Source organism: Rhizobium sp. NPDC090275 (genome assembly GCF_044772225.1).
GTDB lineage: Bacteria > Pseudomonadota > Alphaproteobacteria > Rhizobiales > Rhizobiaceae > Rhizobium.
Genome location: NZ_JBIVYL010000001.1, coordinates 475497 through 501037, shown reverse-complemented (window position 1 = coordinate 501037; position 25541 = coordinate 475497). Strand labels below are relative to the sequence as shown.

General features: G+C 62.4%; 27 protein-coding genes. 13 read left to right on the top strand and 14 right to left on the bottom strand.

Translation table 11 applies throughout. The features are described from left to right. Positions 1–39 precede the first annotated feature (39 nt). Positions 40–480 (top strand): hypothetical protein, encoded by a 441-nt coding sequence (locus ACIQUB_RS02400; protein ID WP_402928583.1) that lies wholly within the window; start codon positions 40–42, stop codon positions 478–480. Positions 481–613: 133 nt separating this feature from the next. Further along, entirely contained in the window at positions 614–2335 is a 1722-nt protein-coding gene (locus tag ACIQUB_RS02395; protein WP_402928581.1) for a diguanylate cyclase, read from the top strand. 19 nt (positions 2336–2354) lie between these two features. Here the strand turns inward: ACIQUB_RS02395 and ACIQUB_RS02390 are convergent, their stop codons facing one another. From ACIQUB_RS02390 to ACIQUB_RS02380, 3 genes are all read right to left on the bottom strand, one after another. Next, on the bottom strand, positions 2355–2693 hold the full coding sequence (locus ACIQUB_RS02390; RefSeq protein ID WP_162737416.1) for a hypothetical protein: 339 nt from the start codon (positions 2691–2693) through the stop codon (positions 2355–2357). Positions 2694–2973: 280 nt separating this feature from the next. Next, entirely contained in the window at positions 2974–4137 is a 1164-nt protein-coding gene (locus ACIQUB_RS02385) for an aminotransferase (protein ID WP_402928577.1), read from the bottom strand. Positions 4138–4230: 93 nt separating this feature from the next. Then, positions 4231–4878 (bottom strand): Crp/Fnr family transcriptional regulator, encoded by a 648-nt coding sequence (locus tag ACIQUB_RS02380; protein WP_113236549.1) that lies wholly within the window; start codon positions 4876–4878, stop codon positions 4231–4233. A gap of 187 nt (positions 4879–5065) precedes the next feature. On the opposite strand from ACIQUB_RS02380, the gene hemN reads away from it, so the two are divergent. From hemN to cydX, 7 genes are all read left to right on the top strand, one after another. Continuing rightward, complete coding sequence (hemN, locus tag ACIQUB_RS02375) at positions 5066–6409, top strand: oxygen-independent coproporphyrinogen III oxidase (protein ID WP_113236550.1); 1344 nt, start codon at positions 5066–5068, stop codon at positions 6407–6409. A gap of 146 nt (positions 6410–6555) precedes the next feature. After that, on the top strand, positions 6556–7134 hold the full coding sequence (locus tag ACIQUB_RS02370) for a GbsR/MarR family transcriptional regulator (RefSeq protein WP_113236551.1): 579 nt from the start codon (positions 6556–6558) through the stop codon (positions 7132–7134). Positions 7135–7138: 4 nt separating this feature from the next. Next, the gene (cydD, locus tag ACIQUB_RS02365) at positions 7139–8827 is read left to right on the top strand and encodes a thiol reductant ABC exporter subunit CydD (RefSeq protein WP_113236552.1); all 1689 of its coding nucleotides are present in this window, start codon (positions 7139–7141) and stop codon (positions 8825–8827) included. Further along, on the top strand, positions 8824–10515 hold the full coding sequence (gene cydC, locus ACIQUB_RS02360; RefSeq protein ID WP_113236553.1) for a thiol reductant ABC exporter subunit CydC: 1692 nt from the start codon (positions 8824–8826) through the stop codon (positions 10513–10515). The genes cydD and cydC overlap by 4 nt, the downstream gene beginning before the upstream one ends. Positions 10516–10589: 74 nt before the next feature. Then, the gene (locus tag ACIQUB_RS02355) at positions 10590–12170 is read left to right on the top strand and encodes a cytochrome ubiquinol oxidase subunit I (RefSeq protein ID WP_112980094.1); all 1581 of its coding nucleotides are present in this window, start codon (positions 10590–10592) and stop codon (positions 12168–12170) included. A gap of 6 nt (positions 12171–12176) precedes the next feature. Next, a complete protein-coding gene (gene cydB / locus ACIQUB_RS02350) occupies positions 12177–13331 on the top strand; it encodes a cytochrome d ubiquinol oxidase subunit II (protein WP_402928571.1) in 1155 nt (384 codons plus the stop codon). A gap of 12 nt (positions 13332–13343) precedes the next feature. Beyond that, positions 13344–13454 (top strand): cytochrome bd-I oxidase subunit CydX, encoded by a 111-nt coding sequence (cydX, locus tag ACIQUB_RS02345; protein WP_018897469.1) that lies wholly within the window; start codon positions 13344–13346, stop codon positions 13452–13454. A gap of 73 nt (positions 13455–13527) precedes the next feature. On the opposite strand, the gene ACIQUB_RS02340 is transcribed toward cydX, so the two are convergent. Continuing rightward, a complete protein-coding gene (locus ACIQUB_RS02340) occupies positions 13528–14016 on the bottom strand; it encodes a GAF domain-containing protein (protein ID WP_113236554.1) in 489 nt (162 codons plus the stop codon). Positions 14017–14279: 263 nt separating this feature from the next. Between ACIQUB_RS02340 and ACIQUB_RS02335 the strand changes: the two genes are divergently transcribed. Continuing rightward, entirely contained in the window at positions 14280–14657 is a 378-nt protein-coding gene (locus ACIQUB_RS02335) for a hypothetical protein (protein WP_402928566.1), read from the top strand. 206 nt (positions 14658–14863) lie between these two features. Continuing rightward, positions 14864–15820: a DMT family transporter gene (locus ACIQUB_RS02330; RefSeq protein ID WP_113236555.1), complete on the top strand. Its 957-nt coding sequence runs from the start codon at positions 14864–14866 to the stop codon at positions 15818–15820. 106 nt (positions 15821–15926) lie between these two features. Here the strand turns inward: ACIQUB_RS02330 and ACIQUB_RS02325 are convergent, their stop codons facing one another. The 5 genes from ACIQUB_RS02325 to ACIQUB_RS02305 form a co-directional block, all read right to left on the bottom strand. Beyond that, entirely contained in the window at positions 15927–16325 is a 399-nt protein-coding gene (locus ACIQUB_RS02325) for a hypothetical protein (RefSeq protein WP_402928563.1), read from the bottom strand. 164 nt (positions 16326–16489) lie between these two features. Continuing rightward, positions 16490–16804: a hypothetical protein gene (locus ACIQUB_RS02320; RefSeq protein WP_111562266.1), complete on the bottom strand. Its 315-nt coding sequence runs from the start codon at positions 16802–16804 to the stop codon at positions 16490–16492. Between the two features lie 101 nt (positions 16805–16905). Next, on the bottom strand, positions 16906–17328 hold the full coding sequence (locus tag ACIQUB_RS02315; RefSeq protein WP_113236409.1) for a secondary thiamine-phosphate synthase enzyme YjbQ: 423 nt from the start codon (positions 17326–17328) through the stop codon (positions 16906–16908). Positions 17329–17406: 78 nt separating this feature from the next. Continuing rightward, entirely contained in the window at positions 17407–17760 is a 354-nt protein-coding gene (locus tag ACIQUB_RS02310; protein ID WP_113236402.1) for a DUF1428 family protein, read from the bottom strand. 124 nt (positions 17761–17884) lie between these two features. After that, positions 17885–18850: a LysR substrate-binding domain-containing protein gene (locus tag ACIQUB_RS02305; RefSeq protein WP_113236401.1), complete on the bottom strand. Its 966-nt coding sequence runs from the start codon at positions 18848–18850 to the stop codon at positions 17885–17887. Between the two features lie 496 nt (positions 18851–19346). Between ACIQUB_RS02305 and ACIQUB_RS02300 the strand changes: the two genes are divergently transcribed. Beyond that, positions 19347–20366, top strand: coding sequence for a porin (locus tag ACIQUB_RS02300; protein WP_113236400.1), 1020 nt, complete (start codon positions 19347–19349; stop codon positions 20364–20366). A 194-nt stretch (positions 20367–20560) separates the two neighbouring features. On the opposite strand, the gene ACIQUB_RS02295 is transcribed toward ACIQUB_RS02300, so the two are convergent. The 4 genes from ACIQUB_RS02295 to ACIQUB_RS02280 form a co-directional block, all read right to left on the bottom strand. Beyond that, positions 20561–20941, bottom strand: a complete 381-nt coding sequence (locus ACIQUB_RS02295; protein WP_113236399.1) for a DUF427 domain-containing protein — start codon at positions 20939–20941, stop codon at positions 20561–20563. Between the two features lie 122 nt (positions 20942–21063). Then, positions 21064–21837: an APH(3') family aminoglycoside O-phosphotransferase gene (locus tag ACIQUB_RS02290; protein ID WP_402928555.1), complete on the bottom strand. Its 774-nt coding sequence runs from the start codon at positions 21835–21837 to the stop codon at positions 21064–21066. A gap of 45 nt (positions 21838–21882) precedes the next feature. Beyond that, positions 21883–22044: a hypothetical protein gene (locus ACIQUB_RS02285; RefSeq protein WP_018897457.1), complete on the bottom strand. Its 162-nt coding sequence runs from the start codon at positions 22042–22044 to the stop codon at positions 21883–21885. A 173-nt stretch (positions 22045–22217) separates the two neighbouring features. Continuing rightward, positions 22218–23111 carry a LysR family transcriptional regulator gene (locus tag ACIQUB_RS02280; protein ID WP_113236397.1) on the bottom strand — a complete coding sequence of 298 codons (894 nt, stop codon included), beginning with the start codon at positions 23109–23111 and terminating at the stop codon, positions 22218–22220. Between the two features lie 106 nt (positions 23112–23217). On the opposite strand from ACIQUB_RS02280, the gene blaOXA reads away from it, so the two are divergent. Continuing rightward, positions 23218–24030, top strand: a complete 813-nt coding sequence (gene blaOXA / locus ACIQUB_RS02275) for a class D beta-lactamase (protein ID WP_113236396.1) — start codon at positions 23218–23220, stop codon at positions 24028–24030. Between the two features lie 48 nt (positions 24031–24078). Here the strand turns inward: blaOXA and ACIQUB_RS02270 are convergent, their stop codons facing one another. Beyond that, positions 24079–25374: a DUF930 domain-containing protein gene (locus tag ACIQUB_RS02270; protein ID WP_402928550.1), complete on the bottom strand. Its 1296-nt coding sequence runs from the start codon at positions 25372–25374 to the stop codon at positions 24079–24081. Positions 25375–25541 lie beyond the last annotated feature (167 nt).

The following is a 25541-nucleotide window of genomic DNA, read 5'->3' as shown; positions in this document are numbered from 1 at the left end:
TTATGCTCATTGATGAGAGATTAGTAACGCGGAGCAAGCATGATAAATAAAGCGGCCTACAACAGACGGGGCAACTTTACGGCATGCGCAATCATTGGGGCCTACATCCTGCTTCGCGCGGCGATGTTTGCCTTCGATCTGACGTTGTCACCGTTCGATTGCCTGTTGCTCGGCATGCCGTTGGCCATTGTCTCATTCATTTGGAACTTCCGTCCGGACTTGGACCTCACGTTTCAAACTGAGCGAGCCAAAGCCAGTTCCGAGGATGAATTTACACGCTTCTTGAAATTGGCCGTAGCCTGTTTCTTTTTCGCGGTAATGATCGTGGCGGGCTTGTTTCTTGTGACTTTGGACCCGCCAGTGAAGCACCTCGAAAAAGCAAAGGCGGTCGCGTTCCTCCTACCACCATTTCTAGCGGCTGTCGCTCCAATGTTCATCGCCATATTCAGGCTGCTAGCCGATAGCTATCGCTGGATTTAGACCTAACACTACTGGTAGACAGCCCTGTCCATTGCCCCTCCCAATAACATGATCGGCCACTCGACTAGGCCATGGCTTACTTTCACCTGCCCCGATTAACGGCATCAAAAGCTTTCCGCCCTAGCCTAGAGCCATGACTTCGAGTGGATTTCGAAATAGCCTTCCGGCTGCCCTTCTGTTCATGGTGATGCTGCTGCAATTCAGCGCCGCATCGGCTGCGCCGGCGGATTCTTTCGAGACACGCAGTTCTTGCTGGGCCTCCGCCAGCCTGTCGGAAGACGTGGTTGCGATCGGCAGGAACCAGGATCGATGGTCCTGCCGCGACCAGGCCCGCTCCATCGATGCCGAACGCGTGCTGCTCCGCTTCGACATCAAAGCCGGTGAACCCCTTCCACACTATCTGCTCTCCAGGCGCGCGGCACTTCAGGCGATCCATCTGCTTGTGATCGATCGCGATGGCACGGTGCGCCAGGACACCATTCCCGCAGCCGCACTCGCAAGCTCCATGGCCGGCGGCTACTTCAAGGCGCCCCTGCCCGACATGACCAGCGAGACCCGACAGGTCATCGCCGCGATCGACCTGCCGAGCCACCGGATGACGCTGGAGCGGGCCTATCTGTCACCAACGGATGCAGCCGGCGGCATCGGCGACATGCGCCTGTTGCTTGTTCTGGCAGGCCTTGCCGGCATGCTCGTCATGCCCCTGATTTTCAACGCGGCCTTCTACCGGGCGCTGCGCGAACCCTTCGTCCTCTGGCATTCGGCGCTGACATTCTCGCTGCTGATGACCATTCTGGTAACGTCAGGCCTTGCGGTCATGCTCTTCGATCCGCCGGCGATGACCCTGAGCTGGATGACGACGGTGATCTTCGGGATGACCATCGCGTCGGGAGCAATGTTTACCTACAGCTTTGTCGAGCCCGGTCTCATGCATCCGCTGCTGCGCCGCGTGCTCCCCTATTGCGCGGCATGGGCGATAGCGCTGAGCGTCCTTCACGCCGCCTTCCCCTTCGTCGCCCGCCCCATCCAGTCGAGCGCCTATACGGCCGCCTTCGCGCCGGTGCTTGCCATCTTCATCCTGTCGATGATCGATGCGCTGCGTCGCGGAAGCCGCGCCGCCCGGTTCCAGGCTATCGGCTACGCGCCGATGGTCGTGGTCGGCCTGATCCGTCTGGTGACGGGCGTCGTCCCATGGCTGCACAGCACCGACGCCACCCTGCTCTTCTATGTCGGCTGCATGTGCGAGGTCGTGTTCACGACGCTTGGCGTGGCCGAACGCTTCGTCACCATGAAGCGCGAGCGCGACGGCGCCCGCAACGACGCCGAACTGCTCGAACGCCTGTCCGAAACGGACCCGCTGACGGGATTGCTGAACCGCCGGGCTATCGAGCTGCAATTCGAGCAGCTGCGAACCGAAGGCTTCTCAGCCCTTGCGGTCATCGATATCGATCATTTCAAGGCGATCAACGATATCAACGGCCACAGCGTCGGCGACGAGGTCTTGAAGGCCGTGGCCAATGCGCTCCAGCCCGGCCCGAGCGTTCGCGCCTATCGCCTCGGCGGCGAGGAATTCGTGCTTCTCCTGCGCGGCGAGGACGCCGACACCCAGGCGGAACTGCGCCGCCGGGCCATTCCCGCCATCGTCGCCCGCACGGTGCCCGGCCTCAAACGGCCGGTGACCGCAAGCATGGGCGTGACTGGCATCGTCGGCGACGAGGATTTCGCAACGCTCTATGAACGGGCCGACAAGCTGCTCTACGAAGCCAAGAGCGCGGGGCGCAATCGCACCCGCGGCGTGATCAAGATGACGCCGGCGCCGCGTGACGTTCCGGATGATAGGGCGATGACCGCCTAGATCGACACCCGCAACGACATCACGTCACGAACGGCATGATGTCCACACCGTCTCCTGGAAAGACGGTGATATGGGGATGATCGAGGAAAAGTCGTGCCGCGGCCTCGGCATTTTCCGCCTCGACCACCAGATAGCCGCAGAGCGTATTGGAAGCCTCCGCAACCCCGTCCTTGTTGACCCGCGTCGTCTTCCCCACCATGCCGCCACGATCGAGGATAACCGCCGCGTTCCGCTCCTCCCAGGCCATCCACTGCGGCACACCTTTGGCATCGATGGCGTCTTGCTCGGCTTTCGGAAGACGTCGAAACGCGTCGAAGTCCTCGTGTTTCATGGTGTAGACGGCAAGAAATCGGGGCATGGGAGACCTCTGTGATGACGTGTCGTGTGCTGGAATATAGCATACGGCTGTGAGGTGCCTAAAGAGAGGTTTTGCCGTGGGATACCCCCCTCTGCCCTGCCGGGCATCTCCCCCAAAGGTGGGGAGATTGGCTGGGCTAACCCACTCTCTCCACCTCACTGTTTGGTTAGAAAGCAGGCCACGAGTCGATCTCCCCCCTTGTGGGGGAGATGTCCGGCAGGACAGAGGGGGGCGCCACACGGCACCACGCCCAATCTCCGGCGCCTCACCCAAAGCAACGTCAGCGCAACCGCTCCACCAACCGCCTGATCGACACCGCATCCGCATTGGCAAACGCCAACCGCAGATACCGCTCCTGCCCCACCCCGAAATAGCTCCCCGGCAGGCAAACCACGCCAGTCTCCTTGGCCAGCCGCTCGGCAACCTCGGACGAGCTCAAATCCGCAAACGGATGGCGAATAAACGCGAAATACGCGCCAAGCGCACCGATCTCCCAGCCGGGCAGTTCCGCCATCACCGCCCGCAGCGCATCGGCCCGCCGGGCGATCTCCAGTCGGTTCGCAGCCCGCCACTCGGCCAGAACAGGCATCGCCTCGGCAACCGCCACCTGGGCAGCCCTCGGCGCGCAGATCTGCATGTTGTCCATCACCTTGACGATCTCGGCGATGACGCGCTCCCCGGCCGTGATCGCGCCCAGCCGGTGACCGGGAATGCAGAAGGACTTGGAGAAGCTGTAAAGCAGGATCAGCGTCTCCTCCCAGCCGGGGATCGCAAGCAGCGGATGCGGCGCGCCATACCCATCCGGCAGGAAGTCGCGGTAGGTCTCGTCGACGATCAGCCACGCCCCATGGCTGCGGCAGAGGTCGAACAGAGCGCGCAGCAGCTCCGGCGGATAGATCGCGCCTGTCGGGTTGTTCGGCGTCACGATCGCCAGCACCTTGGCGCCCGAGGCGAGCGCCTTCTCGGCCGAAGCGATGTCGGGCAGGAAGCCGTTATCGGCGTCGCATTCGACCAGCACCCTGTTGATGCCAAGCATCGACAGGGTCGTTTCCTGGTTGAAATAGAAGGGATTGGTCAGCGCCACGCTGTCTCCGGCACCCACGAGCGCGATAGCCGCCGCCATGAAGGCCTGGTTGCAGCCGGCGGTGATCTGGACGTTATGGGCAGCGACCGGCGCGTCGTAGACGTCGGACATCTGCCGGGCATAGGCCTCGCGCAGCACATCCTCGCCCTCGATCGGACCATAGCCAGTGGTCGCGGGCGACGACGCCGCCTCACCCAGCAGTCGCAGCATCTCGGGATGCGCGGGATAGCCCGGAACCGCCTGCGAGAGATCGACCAGCGGCCCCTTGGCTCCCTTGTATTCGCGTGCCCATGCGAGCACTGACGGGATAGGTGGAGGAGACAGGCGGGAGACGAGGAGATTGGGTTGGGCGGCAGGCATGGAGGCTCTCAAATCAATGATGGAAACCATCACTCCTGCACAAAACAGCCCGCCTCGGCAACACGCATTCGCAGGGCGCGAGGGCCAGTGCCGTCAGGAACCGCAGCAGGCCTTGAGCTTGGAGAGCTTGGCCACCTCGATGTGCCGGTTGGCGACGATGGAAATGACGCCTTCGCTCTTCAGCTTCGACATTTGCCGCGACACGGTTTCGATCGTCAGGCCGAGAAAATCGGCGATATCGGCACGCGACAGCGGCAGGTCGAAGCGGCGGCTGTCGCCGCTCGCCTCGGGATCGAGATGAGTCGCGATCAGAAACAGGAAGCTCGCGACCTTCTCCGCCGCCGTCTTGCGGCCCAGCGTCACCATCCAGTCGCGGGCCTCATCGAGCTCGCGCATCGTCTGGTCCATCAACCTTTCGGCGAGCGCCGGCGTGCTCTTGACCAGCCGCTCCATGGCGGCCTTCGGGATGCGGCACAGATGAACGTCTGAGGCGGCCTCGGCAGAAACACCGTTTTCGTTGGCATGCAACCTGCCGAGGAAATCGGGGGCGAACTGTAGGCCGACGATCTGCTGGCGTCCGTCTTCGAGCGTCTTCGTCAGCTTCACCACGCCGCTGATGACAGTGGCGTAGGATTCGACCGGCATCTTTTCACCGGCCAGCTCCTCGCCGGCATGATGCGTGACCAGCCGCGTATGGGCTGAAAGAGACAGCAATTCGTCGCCAGTCAGCGCGCCACACATACCCTTGTGGCGGACTTCGCAGCTTACGCAACGTATTGGAATATTAGAATTATGTATATCTTTTCGCATACAACCAGCTCCGCCGGGAGCATAGCCAAGCCCGTCGTCGGAGAACAGCGTTTTCTTGATCGAGATCAAGGCAGTCATCGAAAACCCCCGTTATTTCGGTCCTTGAAAGGACCCGCTCATGAACGCCGATCTCATCGCCCGCTATTCCGCCCCCGTACCTCGCTACACCAGTTATCCGACCGCGCCGCACTTCCACGAGGGCGTCGGCGAGATGGATTACCGGCAGTGGCTCGAAGCAAATTCACAAGGCGCACTATCGCTTTACGTGCATATTCCGTTCTGCGACCGGCTCTGTTTCTACTGCGGTTGCCATACCAAGCAGGTGCGCCGCTACGACCCCATCGCGACCTACCTGGAAGCCTTGAATAGCGAGATCGCGCTCGTTGCAAAATATCTCCCGCTACGGCGAAAGGTCGCAGCCATCCATTTCGGCGGCGGCTCGCCGACCATCGTCAGCCCCGAAGACCTCGCTTACCTGCGCACGACGCTCGACGCCAATTTCGACATCGGTCCCGATTGCGAGATCAGCGTCGAGATCGACCCGACTCATGTCGATGCCGAGAAGCTCCGGGCATGGCGCGATTTCGGCATGACGCGGGCTAGCGTCGGGGTGCAGGATTTCGAGCCGATCGTTCAGACCGCGATCAATCGACCGCAGAGCTTCGAGCAGACGGAGATGGTGGTACGGACCTTGCGCGAACTCGGCATCGGCTCGATCAATCTCGACATCGTCTACGGCCTGCCGCATCAGGATCGCGACATGCTGCTGCGCACGATCGAGCTGTCGCTATCGATGCAGCCCGATCGCATCGCCATGTTCGGCTACGCCCACGTTCCCTGGGTCAAGAAGCACCAGTCGGTGATCGATACCGCGACCCTTGCCGGCCCCGCCGACCGCTTCGCGATGGCCGCGGCCGGCGCCGGCGCCATCCTTGCCGCAGGCTATGACGCCGTCGGCATCGACCACTTCGCGAAGCCTGACGACAACATGGCCCGCCAGCTGCGCGACGGCGCGCTCAAGCGCAACTTCCAGGGCTACACGACCGATGGCGCCGATACGCTGATCGGCCTTGGCGCCTCCTCGATCGGCAAGCTTCAGCAGGGCTATGTCCAGAACATCGTCGCGACGGGACAATATTGCCGGGCGATCTCGGAAGGCCGCCTTCCCGTGGCCCGGGGCTTCGCGCTCTCGGATGCCGACCGCGCCAGCGCGCAGGCGATCGAGGAGCTGATGTGCCAGTATGCCTTCTCGGTCACCGAACTGCGCGCCCGCTTCGGCAAGGCCGCCGACGATGCCTGCAACGACGCCCTGCACGCGAGCTTCAACGAGGATGGCTTCGTCGCCTTCGATGGCGACAGGTTCGTGGTTACCGACGAAGGCCGCCCCTTCGTGCGCACCATCGCCGCCAAGTTTGATCGCTACCTCGCGCAGGGCAAGGCCAAACATTCCTCGGCCATTTGATCTGAATCAATAAACCCAAGCGAAAAGCTGACTATCGTCAAATCCGGCGCCAATTGCAGCAGCCCCGGTCTGCCGGTTGTCAGCCACGCACTGCGCACTGTGATTTCAGAAATTTCTGAAATCACAGTCATAACGGAAACCTGACCATGAACCTTGCGCCGCTCGTCCAATCCTTCGTCCTGCACTTCGGTGAGATGGGCTCGCGCTGGGGCATCAACAGGACGGTGAGCCAGATCTACGCGCTGCTCTACGTCTCCCCTCAGCCACTCTGCGCGGAGGAGATCGCCGACGCGCTCGGCATCTCGCGCTCGAACGTCTCGATGAGCCTGCGCGAGTTGCAGACCTGGAACCTGGTGCTGCTCAGGCACCGGCCGGACGACCGCCGCGACTTCTTCACCACGCCCGACGATGTCTGGCTGATCCTGCGCACGCTCGCCGAAGAGCGCAAGAAGCGCGAGGTCGATCCGACCCTCTCGGTGCTGCGCGAAATCCTGATGCAGCGGCCGGCAAGCGAGGCCGAGCGCCATGCGCAGGAACGCATGAGCGAAATGCATGCGCTGATTGAACAGCTGACACATTGGTATGACGATGTGAAACAACTTGAAACAGAAAGGCTTGCAACGCTACTCTCGCTAGGCGCGAAAGTGACGAAGCTGCTTGAGGCCAAGGACCGGGTCATCTCGCTCGGCCGTGACCGCCGTCCCAATCCTGCGAACAAGAGTTAGCGCCATGACCAGTGCCTTTCTCGATGCCAAGCAAGACAAGGCCCGCGACGGACGGCGCAAGCGCGCCAGCCAGCCGTCTGACCTGCGCAACGCCGCGCTGGTCCAGACGCTCGCCGCCCTCCTCTGGATCCCTCAGGCCGGGCTGCTTTCCGTCGCGGTCGGCCGCATCGCCAATGGTGGCGGGGTCGAGGCCGTCATCTGGCCGGCGATCCTCATCGCCCTGCTTGGCGTCTTTAAAAGCTGTCTCGACGCGGCGGGCAGCCGCCTCGCCTTTCGCGCCGCCCGCGCCGAACTCACCCTGAGGCGCGCCCGCGCGGTCGAAGCCCTTGCGCGCCGGTCACCGGTCGACAGCACCCGCCACACATCGGGCGAGGCCGCCAGCATCGTCGGCGAACAGGCGGAACTCATCGTCCCTTATCTCGCACGCTTCCAGCCGGCCCGCTTCAAGGCCAGCGCCGTGCCCCTTGTGATCCTCGCCTGCGTCTTCCCGATCTCGTGGATCGCCGCCCTCGTGCTGCTCTTTGCCATGCCCCTCATCCCCGTCTTCATGGCGCTGATCGGCTGGCGCGCGCAGGCAGCCAGCGAAAAGCAGCTGGCCGCGACCGGCGGCCTCAACGGCTTCCTGCTCGATCGCCTGCGCGGCCTCGCCACCATCCGCGCTCTTGAGGCCGTGGATGCCACGGCAACGCGGCTTCGCGCCGATGCCGAGGACCTGAAGACCCGCACCATGGCCGTGTTGCGCATCGCCTTCCTGTCGTCGGCGGTTCTCGAACTCTTCGCTGCTCTCGGCGTCGCCATGGTCGCCGTCTATGTCGGCTTCTCGCTGCTCGGCGAGATCCGCTTCGGCGCCTGGACTGGCGGACTGAACCTCACATCGGGCCTCTTCGTGCTGCTGCTCGCACCCGCCTTCTTCGAGCCGCTGCGCGACCTCTCGGCCGTGTGGCACGACCGCGCCTCGGGCGAAGCGGCGATGAAGGCGCTCGATGCGCTCAGCGAAGACGGAATGCTGCTGCCGCAGAGAGAAGCCGCTCAAGGCCCACTGGCCGCCGACATCCTCTTCCACGCCGTCGCCTTCCGCTACCCCGGCAGCGATACATCCGCCATTGAGGGCTTCGATCTCCATATCCGCGCCGGCGAACATGTCGCACTGCTGGGTCCAAGCGGCTCGGGCAAATCGACCCTGCTGGCACTCGCCGCCGGCCTCGCGCTTTGCGAAAGCGGCCGCGTCGAGATCGGTGGGCAACCGGCCGGTCAATCGTCGAGAACACGCATCGCCTGGATCGGCCAGAAGCCGCATATCTTCGCCGGCAGCATCACCCGCAACGTCACGCTCGGCCGCCCGCAGGTCTCCGCGCAACAGGCCGCCGCCGCACTCGACGCCGCCCAACTCGGACGGCTCGCAAGCGCCTACCGCAACCGTCCGCTCGGCGATGGCGGAACCGGCCTCTCGGGTGGCGAAGCGCTGCGGCTTGCCATCGCCCGCGCCGCCGTGGACCCAGAGACCTTGATCGTCCTCGCCGACGAACCGACCGCGCATCTCGACAGCGCAACGGCCGACGACATCACCGAGAGCCTGCTTGCGCTTGCCAAGGGCAAAACCTTGCTCGTCGCCACCCACGATCCACGCCTTGCCGCCCGCATGGGCAGGACGATCCATCTCAATCGGGAACCCGCACGGGAGGCCGCCGAATGAGCGCGTCGCTGACCGATCTGAAACCCATTCTCAAGCTCTTCATGAAGGAGAAGAAGCGTGGCCTGCTGCTGGGCGCCGTCATGTCGGCCGCGACGGCTGCCGCCGGCATCGCGCTGCTCGGCCTCTCCGGCTGGTTCATCACGGCAACGGCGATCGCCGGCGCATCTGCTGCAACCGCCATCACCTTCGATGTCTTCGCCCCCTCGGCAGGCATCCGCCTGCTGGCGATCGGCCGCACCGCCTCGCGCTATGGCGAGCGGCTGACGACGCATGACGCGACGCTCGCCGTGCTCGCCGCCCTGCGCGAACGCCTGTTCCGCGGCTGGGCGAAGGCCGGTGCTGCCCGTGATCTCGCAAGACGCCCCGCCCGCCTGCTGTTTCGGCTGACCGGCGACATCGATGCGCTCGATTCTCTCTATCTCCGCGTGCTTGTGCCCGCAGGCGTCGCGATCCTCGCCGCCGTCGCCACAGGCATCGCGCTCGGCCTGATGCATCCCCTGTTCGGCCTCTCGGCGGCACTGCTCCTCATCGTCGCCGGCCTCGGCATCCCCCTTTGCGCCGGCCGCTTCGCCGCCACCCATGCCCGGCGCCGCGCCTATGGCATCGAGGCGCTGCGTGCCCGCACCATCGACCTCGTCGCCGGCCAGTCGGACCTGCTAATGGCAGGCAGGATCGAGGCGCAGACGGCAGCCATAGCCGCCGCCGACCTCTATGCCGAAGATGCCGACGACAGGCTGAACCGCATCGAGAGCACCGTGACCTTCGGCTTCGGCATCGCCTCGACACTCCTGCTCACCGGTGCGCTGCTAACCGTCGCGGCCCTCGCCGGCGCCGACACGATCACAGCACCGGTCGCCGCCCTCGGCATCCTGATCGTCTTCGCCGCCGTCGAGCCCTTCGGTGCGCTGCGTCGCGGTGCGCTGGAACTCGGACGCACGCTGCTGGCGGCGAAGCGCATCGGCCCTCGCCTGGCCGACGAGACATCAGCGCGCCAACACCCGGCCCCCGCCGCAGGGCTGGCGCTTCAACTCACCGGTGTCAGCGCCGCTTACGATGCAGCCGCAACTCCAGTTCTCGTCGACATCAACCTCGCCCTGAAACCGGGCGAAAAGCTTGCGGTCATCGGCGCCAGCGGTGCCGGCAAGTCGACACTGCTGGCCCTGCTCGCCGGCGAGATCGAACCACTTGAGGGCACGGTCGCCAACGACACGGCAACTCTCCTGACCCAGCGCACCGAGCTCTTCCAGGACACTGTCGCCGGCAATCTGCGTCTGGCCTGTCCCAACGCGACCGAAACCGATCTAAAGTCCGCGCTCGCCGCCGCCGGCCTGCTCGCCGATATCGCCGCCCTGCCCGATGGCCTCGACACCCGTCTCGGCGAAGGCGGCATGGGCCTCTCGGGCGGCCAGTCGCGCCGGCTGGCGCTCGCCCGCCTATTCCTGCGCGACACGCCGCTCTGGCTGCTCGACGAGCCGACCGAGGGCCTCGACCGCGCCACGGCACTCGATGTCATGGCCCGCCTGTCCGAGAAGGCGAGCGGCCGCTCGCTTGTCATCGCCACCCATATCCGCCGCGAGGCGGAGATCGCAGATGTGATCGCCACGCTCGATGGCGGCCGCATCGCCAGCATTTCGCGCCGCGGAGAGACGGCGTTCGAAGAAGCTCTGAATCGGCTGAGACCGGACTGAGCGCGTGCATGACCGCCAGGCAATCCGGCCCGGCGGAAAATCTTCGTACCCCCATGGGGCGTGGGAGAAAGACTATGGAACTAGACATTGTCGACTTATCGCGTTTTCAATTCGCGCTGACAGCGCTTTATCACTTCCTCTTCGTACCGCTGACGCTTGGCCTCGCCGTGCTGCTCGCCATCATGGAGACCGTCTACGTCATGACCGGCCGCCAGATCTGGCGGCAGATGACGAAGTTCTGGGGCGTGCTCTTCGGCATCAACTTCGCCATCGGCGTCGCCACCGGCATCGTCATGGAATTCCAGTTCGGCATGAACTGGAGCTACTACAGCTACTATGTCGGCGACATCTTCGGCGCGCCCCTGGCGATCGAAGGGCTGATGGCCTTCTTCCTCGAGGCCACCTTCGTCGGCCTGTTCTTCTTCGGCTGGGACAAGCTCTCCAAGGTCGGTCACCTCGTGGCGACATGGTGCGTGGCGCTGGGCTCGAACTTCTCGGCACTCTGGATCCTCGTCGCCAACGGCTGGATGCAGAACCCAGTTGGATCGGCGCTCAACCCGCAGACCATGCGCATGGAAGTGACCAGCTTCTTCGACGTGGTCTTCAACCCGGTCGCCCAGGCGAAGTTCGTCCACACCGTCTCGGCCGGCTACGTCTGTGCCTCCATCTTCGTGCTCGGTGTTTCGGCCTGGTATCTGCTCAAGGGTCGGCACATCGAGATCGCCAAGCGCTCGATGACGGTCGCCGCCTCCTTCGGCCTCGCCTCGGCGCTCTCGGTCGTCGTGCTGGGTGACGAAAGCGGCTATCTGGCCACCGAAAACCAGAAGATGAAGCTCGCCGCCATCGAGGCCATGTGGGAAACGGAGCCGGCGCCGGCCCCCTTCACCGCCATCGGCTTTCCTGATCAACAGGCGCGCGAGACCCACTTCGCCGTCCATATCCCCTGGGTCATGGGCCTGATCGGCACCCGCTCGCTGGATACGGTCATTCCCGGGATCAATGAGCTCGAGGAACACGCAAAGACCCGCATCCGCGAGGGCATCAAGGCCTATGACGCGCTGATGCAGATCCGCGCCGCCGGCTCGCCCGAAAAGATCACCGCGGAAACCAAGAGCGCCTTCGAGGATCTCGGCCACCAGCTCGGCTATGCCCTGCTCCTGAAGCGCTATGTCGACGATCCCCGCACCGCCACCGATCAGCAGATCGACCAGGCCGCCCGCGATACCATCCCGCATGTGCCGACCCTCTTCTGGTCGTTCCGCATCATGGTCGGGCTCGGCGTCTTCTTTATTCTGTTGACCGCGACCTTCTTCTGGCTCTCGGCCCGCCGCCGCCTCGACGCCCATCCCTGGCTGTTGCGCGTCGCTGTCCTGGCGATCCCGCTGCCCTTCATCGCCATCGAGTTCGGCTGGGTGGTTGCCGAGGTCGGACGCCAGCCCTGGATCATCGAAGGCGTGCTGCCGACGGCCGCCGCCGTCTCCAGCCTCGGCGCCAGCACCGTGCTTTTGACCATTCTCGGCTTCGCGGCGCTCTACACGGTGCTCATCATCATCGAGATGACGCTGATGGTGAAGGCCATCAAGAAAGGCCCGGAACCGGACAACGAGCCGGAAGCCGAGCTGATTTCCGAAACCCTCGTTCCTGCCGCGGAGTGATTGATCATGATCCTGCACGAACTCATCGACTATGAAACCCTGCGCCTCATCTGGTGGCTGCTTCTCGGCGTCCTCCTCATCGGCTTCGCCGCCACCGACGGCTTCGACCTCGGCGTCGGCATGTTGCTCCCATTCGTCGCCAAGACGGATACGGAACGACGCGTCGCCATCAACACGATCGGCCCGGTCTGGGAAGGAAACCAGGTCTGGCTGATCCTCGGCGGTGGCGCCGTCTTCGCCGCCTGGCCGCCGCTCTATGCGGTCTCCTTCTCCGGCTTCTATCTCGCGATGTTCGCCATCCTGCTTGCCCTCATCCTTCGGCCGGTCGCCTTCAAGTACCGTTCGAAGCGGGAGAGCGCCCGCTGGCGCGGCAATTGGGATCTCGCGCTCTTCATCGGCGGCTTCGTTCCGTCGCTGATCTTCGGCGTCGCCGTCGGCAACGTGCTGCAGGGCGTGCCCTTCCGCTTCGATCCGGCAGATATGCGCATCTTCTATGAAGGTTCGTTCGTCGGCTTGCTCAACCCCTATGCCCTGCTCTGTGGTCTGCTCTCCGTCGCGATGTTCAGCATGCACGGCGCCGCCTGGCTGGTGCTGAAATCGAGCGGTCCCGTGGCGGAGCGCGCGCGTGGCTATGGCAGCATCGCAGCCATCCTCGTCATCGTGCTCTTCGCGCTCGGCGGCGTCTTCCTGGCGCTGGGTGTCAACGGCTACACGATCTCGAGCGCCATCGTTACCGACGGCCCCTCGAACCCGCTTCTGAAGACGGCAGCCCATGAGGGCTCGTGGCTCGCCAATTACGGCACCTATCCCTGGATGATGATCGCCCCCGTCGCCGGCTTCGCCGGTGCCGTCGCCACCCTGATCGCTATCCGCGCCAGGCTGGAGATCGGCACGTTGCTCTTCAGCAAGCTGTCGATCTTCGGCATCATCTCGACCGTCGGCGTCTCGATGTTCCCCTTCATCCTGCCCTCCTCGCTCGATCCGAAGTCGAGCCTGACGGTCTGGGATGCATCATCGAGCCACCTGACGCTGTTCATCATGCTTGTCGTCACGCTGATCTTCCTGCCGATCATCCTCGCCTATACCGCCTGGGTCTACAAAGTGCTCTGGGGCAAGGTCGACGAGAAGCAGATCACCGACAAAAGCGGTCACGCATACTGAAGGAGAAATAGGATGTGGTATTTCGCATGGATCCTTGGCCTGCCGCTCGCGGCCGCCTTCGCCGTCCTCAACGCCATGTGGTACGAGCTGATCGACGATGAGGCCAAGAAGAAGAAGTCCTGAGTGACAGGATAAACAAAAGAGGCTGCGCTCTGTCCGGGCGCAGCCTCTTCTCGTTCATTGAGTGGATTTGACGTCAGTAACTGGCAGAAACGAAAATCTCAGCCAGCGCCTCGATCCCCGCCTGATCGTCCGCATCGAACCGCGCAGGCATCGGGCTGTCGAGATCGATGACGCCGAGGATATCGCCATTGTGGCTGAGCGGCACGACAAGCTCCGAGCGCGAGGCCGCGTCGCAGGCGATATGGCCGGGGAAGGCATGCACGTCCTCGACGAGGATCGACTGGCCCTTCTCGACCGCCGTCCCGCACACCCCGCGTCCGACCGCGATCCGGACGCAGGCGGTGCGCCCCTGAAACGGCCCGAGCACCAGCTCGTCCTTCGATTTCAGGAAATAGAAACCGGCCCAGTTGAGCTCCGGCATCATCTCGAACATCAGCGCCGCGGTATTGGCCGCGTTGGCGATCACATCACGCTCGCCGTGCAGCAGCCCGGTCAGCTGCTGCGCGAGCTCGCGGTAGAATTCCTTCTTGTCGGCCTGATCGATCTTCGCCGTTTGAAACATGTCGGTTCACCTTTCAGCCGATACTTGCACCTGTTGCGGCCTGATATAGCGATCCTGATAGCACTTGCCAATTCGCCGCCATGCAGCCTTCGCCCGCAATCACCGCGCGAATTCACGCCCGCTACTTCTAAATTCACAGGGTATTGAAGGAAGCGATCTTGTCCGGCGGCGATCGGGCCATATGTCCATAATATGTCGATCGGATATCCGACGCTGGCGGCCGCCCGCGACACTCGGTCGACCAATACAGACGCGAAAAGGCCGTGCTCGCGCACGTCTGCCTGCCATCGAACCCGCAAGGCGATGGCATCGCACGATCGTCGGCGCTGCTATTGGCCGGCAACGATAGAACCATCCATTTTCAGTTCGAGGTAAAGGCAATGACACCGGAAGACAGACAGGCAGTTTTCAGCCACCGCGAGATTGCCGCAGTCATAAAGGGAATAACGCTCGACGATGGCACCGATGCGCCGATAACAGGCAAATCGCTCGGCGAAGCCATCCTCTTCGTATCAGAGGAAGCGTCCACCAATGCATCCAGCGCGCATGTGATCTACGGCGCGAATGAATCGCTGAGCTATACCGATTGCCTCAGCATCTACCGCGACTACGGCCCAGCGCTCAGACGCGGCACCAACTGATCACCTTAAGGCCAACAATACGTGGTGGCGGATCGCCGCCATGCAAGGCACAGCGTGGCACGGCGTGGCGTGGTGATCACACCATTTGCTTTAAGAGCGGTCTGTCTTGCTCTGCAATTGTGCAGAGCAACATTCTGAACTATACCGCCCTTGGTCGGTAACGATGCTCCGGCGCCCCACTCTCTCTGCAAGCTGATTCTGCTCCCATGACTGCTCCTCATTCGCCCGCGCGCGGCGTTCTCATCGCGTTTGCCGCCTATGCCGTGTTCGCGTTCAGCGACGCGTCGATCAAGATCCTCCACGGCAGCATTCCATCTTACGAGATCGCCTTCATAGGCGCCCTGTTCGGCACCGCCGCCCTGCCCTTCATCAAGGCCAAGGAAGACTCGTGGCTCGATGTCGTCCGCACCACGAACCGCACTTTGTGGCTGCTGCGCTTCGTCTGCGGCGCGATCGGCGCGATTGCCTCGATCATCACCTTCACGCTGCTGCCCATGGCGGAAGCCTTCTGCCTGCTCTTCCTGCTGCCCTCCTTCGTCACCATCCTATCCGTCATATTTTTGAAGGAAGATGTCCGCTGGCAGCGCTGGGCCGCCGTCATCGTCGGCTTCCTCGGCGTTCTGGTGGTGCTGCGTCCTGGCTTCCGCGAACTCTCGATCGGCCATCTCGCCGCGGCAATCGGCGGCCTGACGGCGGCAATCTCGATCGTTGTGCTGAGAAAGATGGGACCGGCTGAAAAGCGCCTGTCGCTCTACGGCGCCGCCCTGCTCGGCACCATCATCGTCAGTGGCGTCCTGATGGCCTCGCAATTCGTCATGCCGACACCGCGTCAGTGGCTGTTCATCGCAAGCTACGGCCTGCTCGGCGCCGCCGGCAACGTGCTCCTCATGACCGCAGCACGCATTGCGCCCGCCAACCTCGTCGCGCCGCCGCAATACAGTCAAATGCTATGGGCGATCGCCTTCGGCTACCTGATCTTCGACGACTCGGTCGATCTGCCGATGGCGGGCGGCATCTTGCTGATCATCTGCTCCGGCCTGCTGACGCTTGCCCGCGAACGCAAGCGCGGCACGCCGCTGCCGACATCGGTCGTCTCCTCCGACAGCCAGGCACCGCTTGCCACCTCGGCCGCCGGCGAAGCCGCGAACGCGCCCAAGGCCTGACCACCGCAACAGCGACCGAAACACCGCCCCAAAACGAAAACCACCCCTGTCCGCGTCTCCACGCAGGCAGGGGTGGTTTCATTTCAAACTATCGAAAACCGGCCTGTCAGCGCAGGACCGGGCAACCACGAACGTTGCCGAAAGTGATCTCATCGGGCCCACGACGCGTGAAGCCCTGCACGATCACTCGGCGCGGCGTGATATCGACCACGCGGGCACGGCGGAAGCCATAATCCATCGCCTTGTCCTCGGCGAGACGCGGATCGCAACCACGCGGCCGGCCGCCATAATACGGAGGTGGCGGCGGTGGGCGGCCATAAACCGGCGGCGGTGGCGGCCGGCCATAGCCTGGGGGCGGTGGTGGGCGCCCGTAGCCCGGAGGCGGTGGCGGACGGCCGCCGTCTATATAGATGTCCACCTGAGCGGAGGCCGGAACCGTAGCGCCGGCAAGCGTGCCGGCGCCCAGTACCAGGGCAATCCCCGCCTTGGTCAGAAACTGCATCATCGAAATCTCCATATCACGCGATTGCAACCGCGCTCCTTTTTCGATTCTCTCGGCCGGTCGGAAGAACGGCCCTCCCGGATAAACGCATTGTTATGCGATTCGCACAAAGCAGGCTGAAAATGGCGCGGCCAAGGCGATGCAGTTCCTATTGTGGCGCGATCCGACTAGCGGCGAATCTCGGGGCAACCGCGAACATTCGCGAAGAACATCCGGTCCCAATGACCGCGATAGCCACGGCCGGAAACGACGACGCGGCGCGGCGTGATATCGGTCACACGCGCATTGCGCAGACCGGCATAACGCGCCTTCTCGACAGCCCGGATCGGCGAGCATGCGCGCGGCGGAGCGGGGCGGTGGTACTGGATCTCGATGACCGATGCACGCTCAGGGCTGGCGGCTGACGCAACCGAGAACGTCGCGGGGATGGACGCAATTGCAAGGATGGCGGCGAACGAAGCTTTGGCGATAAAATGGGTCATGTTCATGCTTTCATTTGTTATCGATGGTCTCCCTTGCGGGATTGGACAAACGATAAACGCCTGAAAATGAACGATGTTCGAACCGCCCGTTCACATTTGGTTCAGTTGCCAAGATGCAGCACGACCTCGCGCCGGTGCGGAATTTCGCGGTGTTCGAACAGATAAATCCCCTGCCAGGTGCCGAGAACAAGCCGCCCGTCCATGACGGGAATTCCGATCGAGACCTGCGTCAACGCCGCCTTGATATGCGCGGGCATGTCATCCGGCCCCTCCATCGTGTGAACGATCCAGCGCATCGACGGATCGGACGATGGCGGCACGAGGCGGCGAAAGAAACCGTTGAGATCGGTGCGCACATCCGGATCGGCATTCTCCTGAATGAGCAGCGAACAAGAGGTGTGCCGCACGAAAACGGTGAGCAGCCCGGATTCGACATTTGCGGAACGCACGAAGGCAGCGATCTGATCGGTAAACTCGTAAAGGCCCTGCCCGCGGGTCTGCAGGCTGAGAATCTTTTGTGGCATGGGGGCACCTCCGGACATGAACTCCGCCCAGAGGTCGCGCGCACCCGCCGCCATGTCAATGCCGGCGATCGGTCCGCGTCAAAGCCAAAGCAGCGGAACGAAGCCGCCGTAGATCATCCGCTTGGCATCGAAGATATCGTAGCACGCGGTGTCCTGCAGCGCGGGATCGGCCATGACCTTGGCATTGATCTCATCGCGCTGTTCGCGCGAATCGTAGGTGATCCACGAAAACACCACGACCTCGTCATCGGTCGCCTGAACCGCACGCGGAAACGACGTCAACTCGCCGTACGGCACGTCGTCGGCGACGCATTCGACATAGTCCTTGGCGCCATATGACTTCCAGATTGCGCCGGCCTTGGCCGAGAGCGCCTTGTAGGCCTCGATATTCTTCTTCGGCACGGCCACGATAAAACCGTCGATATAAGACATGGTCTCTCTCCCTTGAACGTTGGCATCGCTTCAAGGACGAACGAAACGCACCCGAACCGACACCCTCTTCAAGATAGGCGCCATGCCTGTTGGGCAAGATGTCGATGCGCCGGGCAGAAACAAGTCACGCCGCGCCCGCGCGATCACCCTCGATCGCGACGTTGAACGTCCGGAAGCGCTCGACGAGGAAGTCCACAAGCGTGCGCACCGCCGTCGGCAGGCCGCGCGATGCCGTGAACACCAGATAGATGGTCGCCTGTGACATTTGATAATCAGGCAACAGGCGGACCAGCGTTCCGTGACGCAGGCCTTCGGCGCAGACAATATCGGGAAGCAGCCCGACGCCGACGCCCGCGTGAATCGCTTCCAGAACGGCCGGCACGCTGCGACAGCTCATGCGCGGTCGATGCTCGTGCCTGTAAAGCGCGCCATCCGGGCCGGTGAAGTCCCAGACGTCGACCTCGCGCCACTCGGCCATGCCGCTGGTAAACGAGACGGTCGGCACGCCATCAAGCGATTCGATTCCCTCCCCCGTGGGCAGTCGCGCTGCCATGTCCTTGCTGGCGACAAGGATGAGATCGACCTTGCTCAAGACCCGCATGGTCAATTCCGCATCTGTCTCTTCCGTCAATTGCGCCCGGATGGCGAGATCGAGTCGATCATTGATAATGTCGACTCGCTGGTCGGTAGCAAGAATCTGCAGCTGGATCTTCGGATGAAGCAACAGGAACTCGGGAAAGATAGCGCCGAGCGAACCCTCCAGCAAACCCGTGGGGACGCTGAGTCTGATCGTCCCTTGCGGTTCGCCATTGGCATCGGCAACAGCTTTGGTGGCACGTTCCGCTTCACGGAGCATGTTCTCACAGTAAACATATAGTGATTGACCGATTTCCGTCACTCGGAACCGGTGGACCGTTCTTTCGATCAATCGGACGCCCAGCCGATCTTCCAGCGCGGTAATGTGGCGGCTGAGTTTCGACTTCGGCAAGCCCAACACGCGCCCTGCCGCGGAGAAGCCGCCATAGCGTACAACCGCTGCAAAATAAGCATAATCGTTCATGTCCGGGAAGTTGGTTTCGGTCGCCGGCATCAGTCATTCCTTTTGCAAAGAGATGCTAAAATACATCCCTCGGGCGTGTCGCATACGCCGCCGGATGAAAGATGCCAACTGCCGAGTGAAAAGTTTCGTTCCAAATTTGGAACATAGCGTTCCAATGCCCCCTCTTCATTTTGCTGCAACGCGACATTATCTGGCCGACATTGACGTCAATGTGTTTTCTTGGCGGCACCAATGTGCTCTCCCGGGGCACCCGAAATAACTTGATATTATGTTGCTCCGCAGCTGTCGGGGCACTGCGTCAATTTGTCTAACCAATTGATATTGTGGCAAATTAATCACATTTCCAACCTAACAACTTTCACAAACAACGATTTCGCTACCTTCCGAATTGATAGATTTACTGAGGGATGAGAGAAGACAGTCAGCGGTTCGCTGATCCGCGTGCCGAAAGGCTGTTTACCGGAACGGTTGCCTATCACCTCCCAGTGTGTGGCGACGGTCTCTTCTAAAAGGAAATGGATTTCAAATGAACATTCGGATGGTTATGCTGACGTCCGCAGCAGCTCTCGCTGCCGCCGCGTCCCCCGTCTTCGCTGCCGACGCTATCGTTGCAGCTGAGCCTGAAGCAGTAGAATACGTTCGCGTCTGCGACGCTTACGGCACCGGCTACTTCTACATCCCAGGCACCGAAACCTGCCTCAAGGTCGGCGGTTACCTGCGTTTTGAAGTATACGGCGGCCCGAACCAGAAGGGTACGTCTGACTGGAACGCTCGTACGCGCGCTCAGGTTTCCTTCACCGCAAAGAGCGACACCGAGTACGGCCCGCTCACCGGCGTTATCGTTCTGCGTAACAACGGCGACAACGCTTCCACGACGTCCACGCTGGACTCCGCTTACATCGACATCGCTGGCCTGCGCGCTGGTCTGTTCTACAGCTGGTGGGATGACGACTTGAGCGGCGAGCCGGACGTTCTGTCCAGCTACCAGACCCTGCACAACTCCATTCGTTACCAGTACGAATCCGGCGACTTCTACGCTGGTATTTCGGTTGACGAACTGGAAGACGGCGCTGGCCGCACGAACGGCACGACCTCCAGTAACCCGGTCGGTGTTGCTGCAGCAATCGGCGGCAAGGCTGGCGTAGTATCCTACCAGCTCATCGGCGGCTACGACACGGACACCGAAGAAGGTGCGATCCGTGGCATGCTCTTCGCTGACATCGGACCTGGCACCCTCGGCCTGGCTGCTGTTTATGCATCGGGCATCAACAGCTACTACGACGAATCCGAGTGGACCGTTGCTGCTGAATACGCAGCCAAGGTTACCGACAAGTGGACCATCACCCCGATGGCTCAGTACTTCGGCAACTACGGCCACAACGCAACGAACACCGACTTCTCGTCTAACGACGCTTGGAAGGTCGGCGTAACCGTTGACTACCAGATCGTAGACAACCTCTACGCCAAGGCTACCGTCGACTACACCGACGTTGACCACGAAGACAGCGTAACCAAGGGCTTCTTCCGCCTGCAGCGCGCTTTCTAATTTGACTATCGGCGCCCCGGTCTAGGCCGGGGCACCTTTCACAAGTTTGCCTTTTCTGATCCGATTGACCTCCGATCAGTTACGGGGATTGGTCCGGTTTCCCTGCCGGACCGATCCTTGATTTTTCAGAGACAGGTTTGCAGCGACCGATCGCCGAACCCAGGTCTCCCTAAGCCGTCGGCGTCTCGCCTCCCCTAGCTCGTCAATTCCTCGATGGAACCGACACGATCAGGGTAGAAGGCGACATAGCCCTTGATCTCGCTGACGGCATCCGAGGGATCTTCATAGCTCCAGACCGCGTTCTCCGAACGCTCGCCGTCCGACGCGATGCTGTAATAGGACGCCTCGCCCTTGTAGGGGCAAAAGCTCTTGTGCATGCTGTGAGCCAGCAAGGTCATATCCACGTCACTGCGAGGAATATAGAAGACGGCGGGATAGCTCGCCTCCTTCAACGTCAATGCCTTGCGGCTATCGGCAATCACGCGGTCGTTCCATCTGACCATCACACGCTTCGGATTGGGCTCAATCGTGATCGGATGATCCGGACCGGGTATCTTCATCGGCTGGGCGGACATCGGCGGCTCCCTGGATGCTCATGACATCCATATGGGGAGCCCCTCGCTCGTTTACAGGCAAGACGGCATAACGTTGCGGTGATCGAAACGTGCGGACGTCGTGACCAACTTGAATCAGCCGGTCAGAAGAACTCATCAAACATCTGATATCGCAGCATTTTTCCAGCATCCAACGACACGATGCCGTAGTGCCAACAAAACGGCTCGACGAGCGTCTCACCGAAATTCGCGACGATGCTGCGGCAGGCGAGCGCGATATCCTGGTAGCGATCGGCAACGCCAAGACGGCCGCAATCGATACAGCCGGCGAAGGCATCACCCGATGCCACGAAGTTAGGCAGGCAGGCGTCACCATGCGTGACGACCAGGTCCTCCACGTCAACTTGCATCCGGCAAAGCTCTGAATAGAGGTCGGCGGCGCTCCGCCCAAGCCGCGCCTCGTCGAAATCCCCTTCATCGACCAACCCGGCGCGCATACGCCGCTCCGCGACGGCAAGCCGCTTCGACCAACGGTGATCGAAGGGGCAAGAGGCAATGTCGAGAGAATGAAGCGCGCGCAACGCCGAGGCCAGCATGACCACCCTCGCCTCGGCATCAAGCACTAGGTCCGAAGCAAGATCGCGCCCCGGCAAGGCGCTCATCAGCAGCCAATCATAGTCGTCGTCGGCGGTGAAAGCGATGATATCGGGACACGGCATCCCCTGGCCGGACAACCACCGCAAGCGCGCAGCCTCATCAGCCAACTCGCCATAGCCACTCCGCGCCTCGCGCTTGAGATAGAGCGCGGGCGTACCTGCGCGCTCCAGCCGAAACACCTCGGAAGGCGACCGGCCCACTGGATCGCGACCCCAGGAATAGCCCGTGATAAAGCTGTCCAATGCAACGGGATGAGCCAAGCGGGCCTCACGCGTTCGGTTCAGCCTCTATCGAGGCGTCAACGATCAGTGCAATGTTTCGGGCTGCATTTCGCCGTGGAGGATGGAAAGCGCGTCTTCGAGCGCTGATACCAGCATGTCGGTCAACTCGTCGCCACGGCTTTCGATGATCGCCACCTTGGTGGCTTCGTCCTGCTGTTCGAAAAAGCGCTCGATTTCGTTCGACATGTCATTGTCCCCTCTTGTGCCGCTAACATCCGGCGATGGGACAAAGCTAGGCGGTCATGCTTGTGTCGGACTGGAGCGGAAGACGATTAACGATTCCGTTTCACTTCGACACACCCAACTTAGCGCATTTCGAAAACGCTTCCAGACCGTTCAGCAAAACTTCTGTTATTTCCCTAACATCCTGCCTCATCACTTTGTGCAATCACCAACGTGATCCACTGAGAGAACGCCGCCATCGCGGGCGTCACAGGGCGCGAATGCAGCCGCGTCAGCCAATAGCTCCCCATCGATACCGTGATCGCGAATGGCTGCGCCACCAGGCCGGACGCCAGATAGCGCTCGAACATCTTCGGCGGCGCGAGCCCCACCCCGATCCCCTGCTGGATCGCCTCCATCATCGCCAGCGAGGTGTCGAACACGATGCTCTTCTGCATCAACCCCGGATGCGAAACGCCGGCAGCCTCGAACCACCGCGTCCACTCGTCCGGCCGATAGGAGCGCAGGAGAACCTGGCCCAAGAGATCCTCAGGTCGCTTGAGATGCTCAGCGAGATCGGGTCTGCAGAGAACAGACAGCGGCGCCTCGAAGAGCCGCGTCGCCTCCGTCGCATGCCACGCCCCACCGCCGAAGCGGATGGCGAGATCGAGCCCTTCGGCCGCCAAGTCGACCCGGTTGTTATTGGTGGAAAGCCTGAGGTCGACATAGGGGTAGCGCTCCTGAAACGATGGCAAGCGTGGCAGCAGCCAGCCGACAGCGAAAGTCCCGACCGCGCCGACCGTCAGCACCTCGCGCACATGCCCGTCACGCAGCCGCTCGACAGCACCAGCCATGCGATCGAAACTGTCGCGCAACACTGGCAGCAGACTGTCGCCCTCCGCCGTGATCATCAACCCGCGCGGAAGCCGCCGAAACAACGTCACACCGAGCTGCGCCTCAAGAGCGATCACCTGATGGCTGACGGCCGCCTGCGTGACGTTGAGCTCGATCGCCGCCTTGGTGAAGCTCAGATGCCGCGCAGACGCTTCGAAAGCCCGGAAGGCGTTCAACGGAAGATATGGCCGAACCATGATGAAGCCCCAATTTTTCTAATGGCTTCATCTAGTATTGGTCCTTTGTCGCACGGTCAAACGACTGGTAGCTATCCTGCAAAAGCCACCATGAAAGGGCCATTCCATGCATCTCCGCTCCACCCTGCTTGCCGCCGCAGCGCTCGCCGCGATGGGCACGACCGCGCAAGCCAAGAATATTTGTACTGTCGTGACTGACGCCAAGACCGGAGAGACGATTGTCCAAGAGGGCGATTGCGAGGGCCGCGTCACGCCGGCCTCGACCTTCAAGGTGGCGCTGAGCGTCATCGGCTATGATAGCGATTTCCTGAACGACGAGCACACGCCGACCCTCAACTTTCGCAAGGGCGATCCCGATTGGGGCGGCGAGAACTGGAAGAAGCCGACGGATGCCGTCCGCTGGCTGAAATACTCGGTCGTCTGGTTCTCGCAGCGCATCACCCACGCGCTCGGTGAAAAGACGCTTCACGAGTACGCGACGAAGCTGAGCTACGGCAATGCCGACTTCTCCGGCGACACGGGCAAGAACAACGGCCTCGACCGGGCATGGATCGCCTCGTCGCTGAAGATATCGCCGCTGGAACAGGTGGCCTTCCTGCGCAAGCTGGTGAACCGCCAGCTTCCCGTCAGCGCCCATGCGACGGAGATGACGTTGAAGGTTGTCGAGAAGACCGAGCTGCCGGATGGCTGGTCGGTGCAGGGCAAGACCGGCATGGCCTATCCGAGGCTGCCCGATTACACATTCGACGAAGAGCATCCCTGGGGCTGGTTCGTCGGCTGGGCGACGAAGGGCGATCGGACGGTGGTCTTCGCCCGCCTGATCCAGGACGACAAGAAGACCGAGGGCACGGCAGGCGTTCGCGCCCGTGACGCCCTCTTCGCCGAACTGCCGTCGCTGATTGCAGGCAGCAGCAAATAGGCCTCGATCAAGGCTCGCGGGCGCTACAACGGCGTCCGCATCCATCCATCAGAAATCGGGGAACCCGCGGCTGCGCCACTGCGACTTCGGGATCGCGGCGCCGACGTCATAGGCGAAATTTAGCACCTTGGTTCCGTCGGTATCGACCTCGCAGCGGAAGCTCATATCGTACCAGCGCGCACTGGCACGAAAGGCGCCGCGTTTGATCTCCAGCACATTGCCCTGCTGCAGGCGGTAGGACGGCAAGAGCTCCGGCCGGAACCCCTGCGGCGAGTGCCTGAGCTGCTCGCGCAGTTCCGTCGTGCAGAGTTCGGCAACGCGCATGCCGCGCGGCATGCCGTCGATCGCCGTCCGCGCCACGTCGCCGCCCGTATCGTTCTGCGAATAGAGCTTCTTCACCTTGGTCAGCGGATCGGCCGCCGGAGCGGCACTGGCGGCCGGGTCCGCCTTGGCGACCTCCGTCGGCTTGGCCTGCGTGATCTCGGTGGTCACCACACCGGTTGCCTCGGCGGCCGGCCCGTTGTTTTCCTGATGCGCATCGGCCACATCGACCTGCGGCAGGTTGATATCGTCAGGCATTGGCTTGGCCGGCGGCTTGTCGTCGGCATTGGGTTTTCCAGCCGATGCGGGATCATCCGTGGGCTTTTCCGCATCGGGCGCGCCAGCAGGTTTCCCCGCCTCGGTGGAAGCATCGCCATCCTCGGCCTTCCTCGGGCCGCTCGCCTCGTCGCCAAATTCGAAGACGGGGCGCAGCGGCTGGATCGGTTGCGGCTTGCCGTCGGGGCCCTTCGGCTGCTGGTCGGCCTTTGCCTGTTCGGCCGGATCAGGCTTCGGCGGCTCCTCGGCCTTCTTCTCCTCCGGCGGCTTTTCTTCTGGAGGCTTTTCTTCGGGAGGCTTTTCAGGCGGCGGCGGCTCGGGCGGCTTTTCTTCAGGCGGTTTGGGCGCTTCCGGCGGCTTCTCCTCCGGCGGCTTTGGTGGCGGCGGTGGCGGTTCGGCCTTGGCTTCTTCCTGCTTGGGCTCCGGTGGCTTTTGCTCGGCCTTCTTTTCTTCCGGCTTCTGTTCGTCGGCGGGCTTTTCAGCCGCAGCCGGCTGCTCGGGTTTCTTCTCCTCGGCCTTCGGCTCTTCCGGCACCTTCAGCGCAGCCTGTTCTTCCGGCTTCTTCTCTTCGGGCTTCTTTTCCTCCGGCGGCGGCACCATCTCGACATTGACCGTCTCCTCCTGAGGAGGCGGCGTCGGCTGCGGCAGCTTGATCAGAAAGCCAGCAACGACGACAATATGAAGCAGCACCGAGGCGATGACGCCCCAGCCGAACAACCCCAATTGCTTTTCCGTTGCCTTGGCCATACCCACGCAATGCTGAACGACAAGTTGTCGATGTGGCCTTTTAAGAAGGCATCATCAAGCCTTAAAGGCAAAAAACACGCACACCTGACAAGGGCGTGAACGCCAGGGCGCATAATCCCCAGCCAAGCACCGTCAGAAACGAGAAAAGCCGGACACAAGGCCCGGCT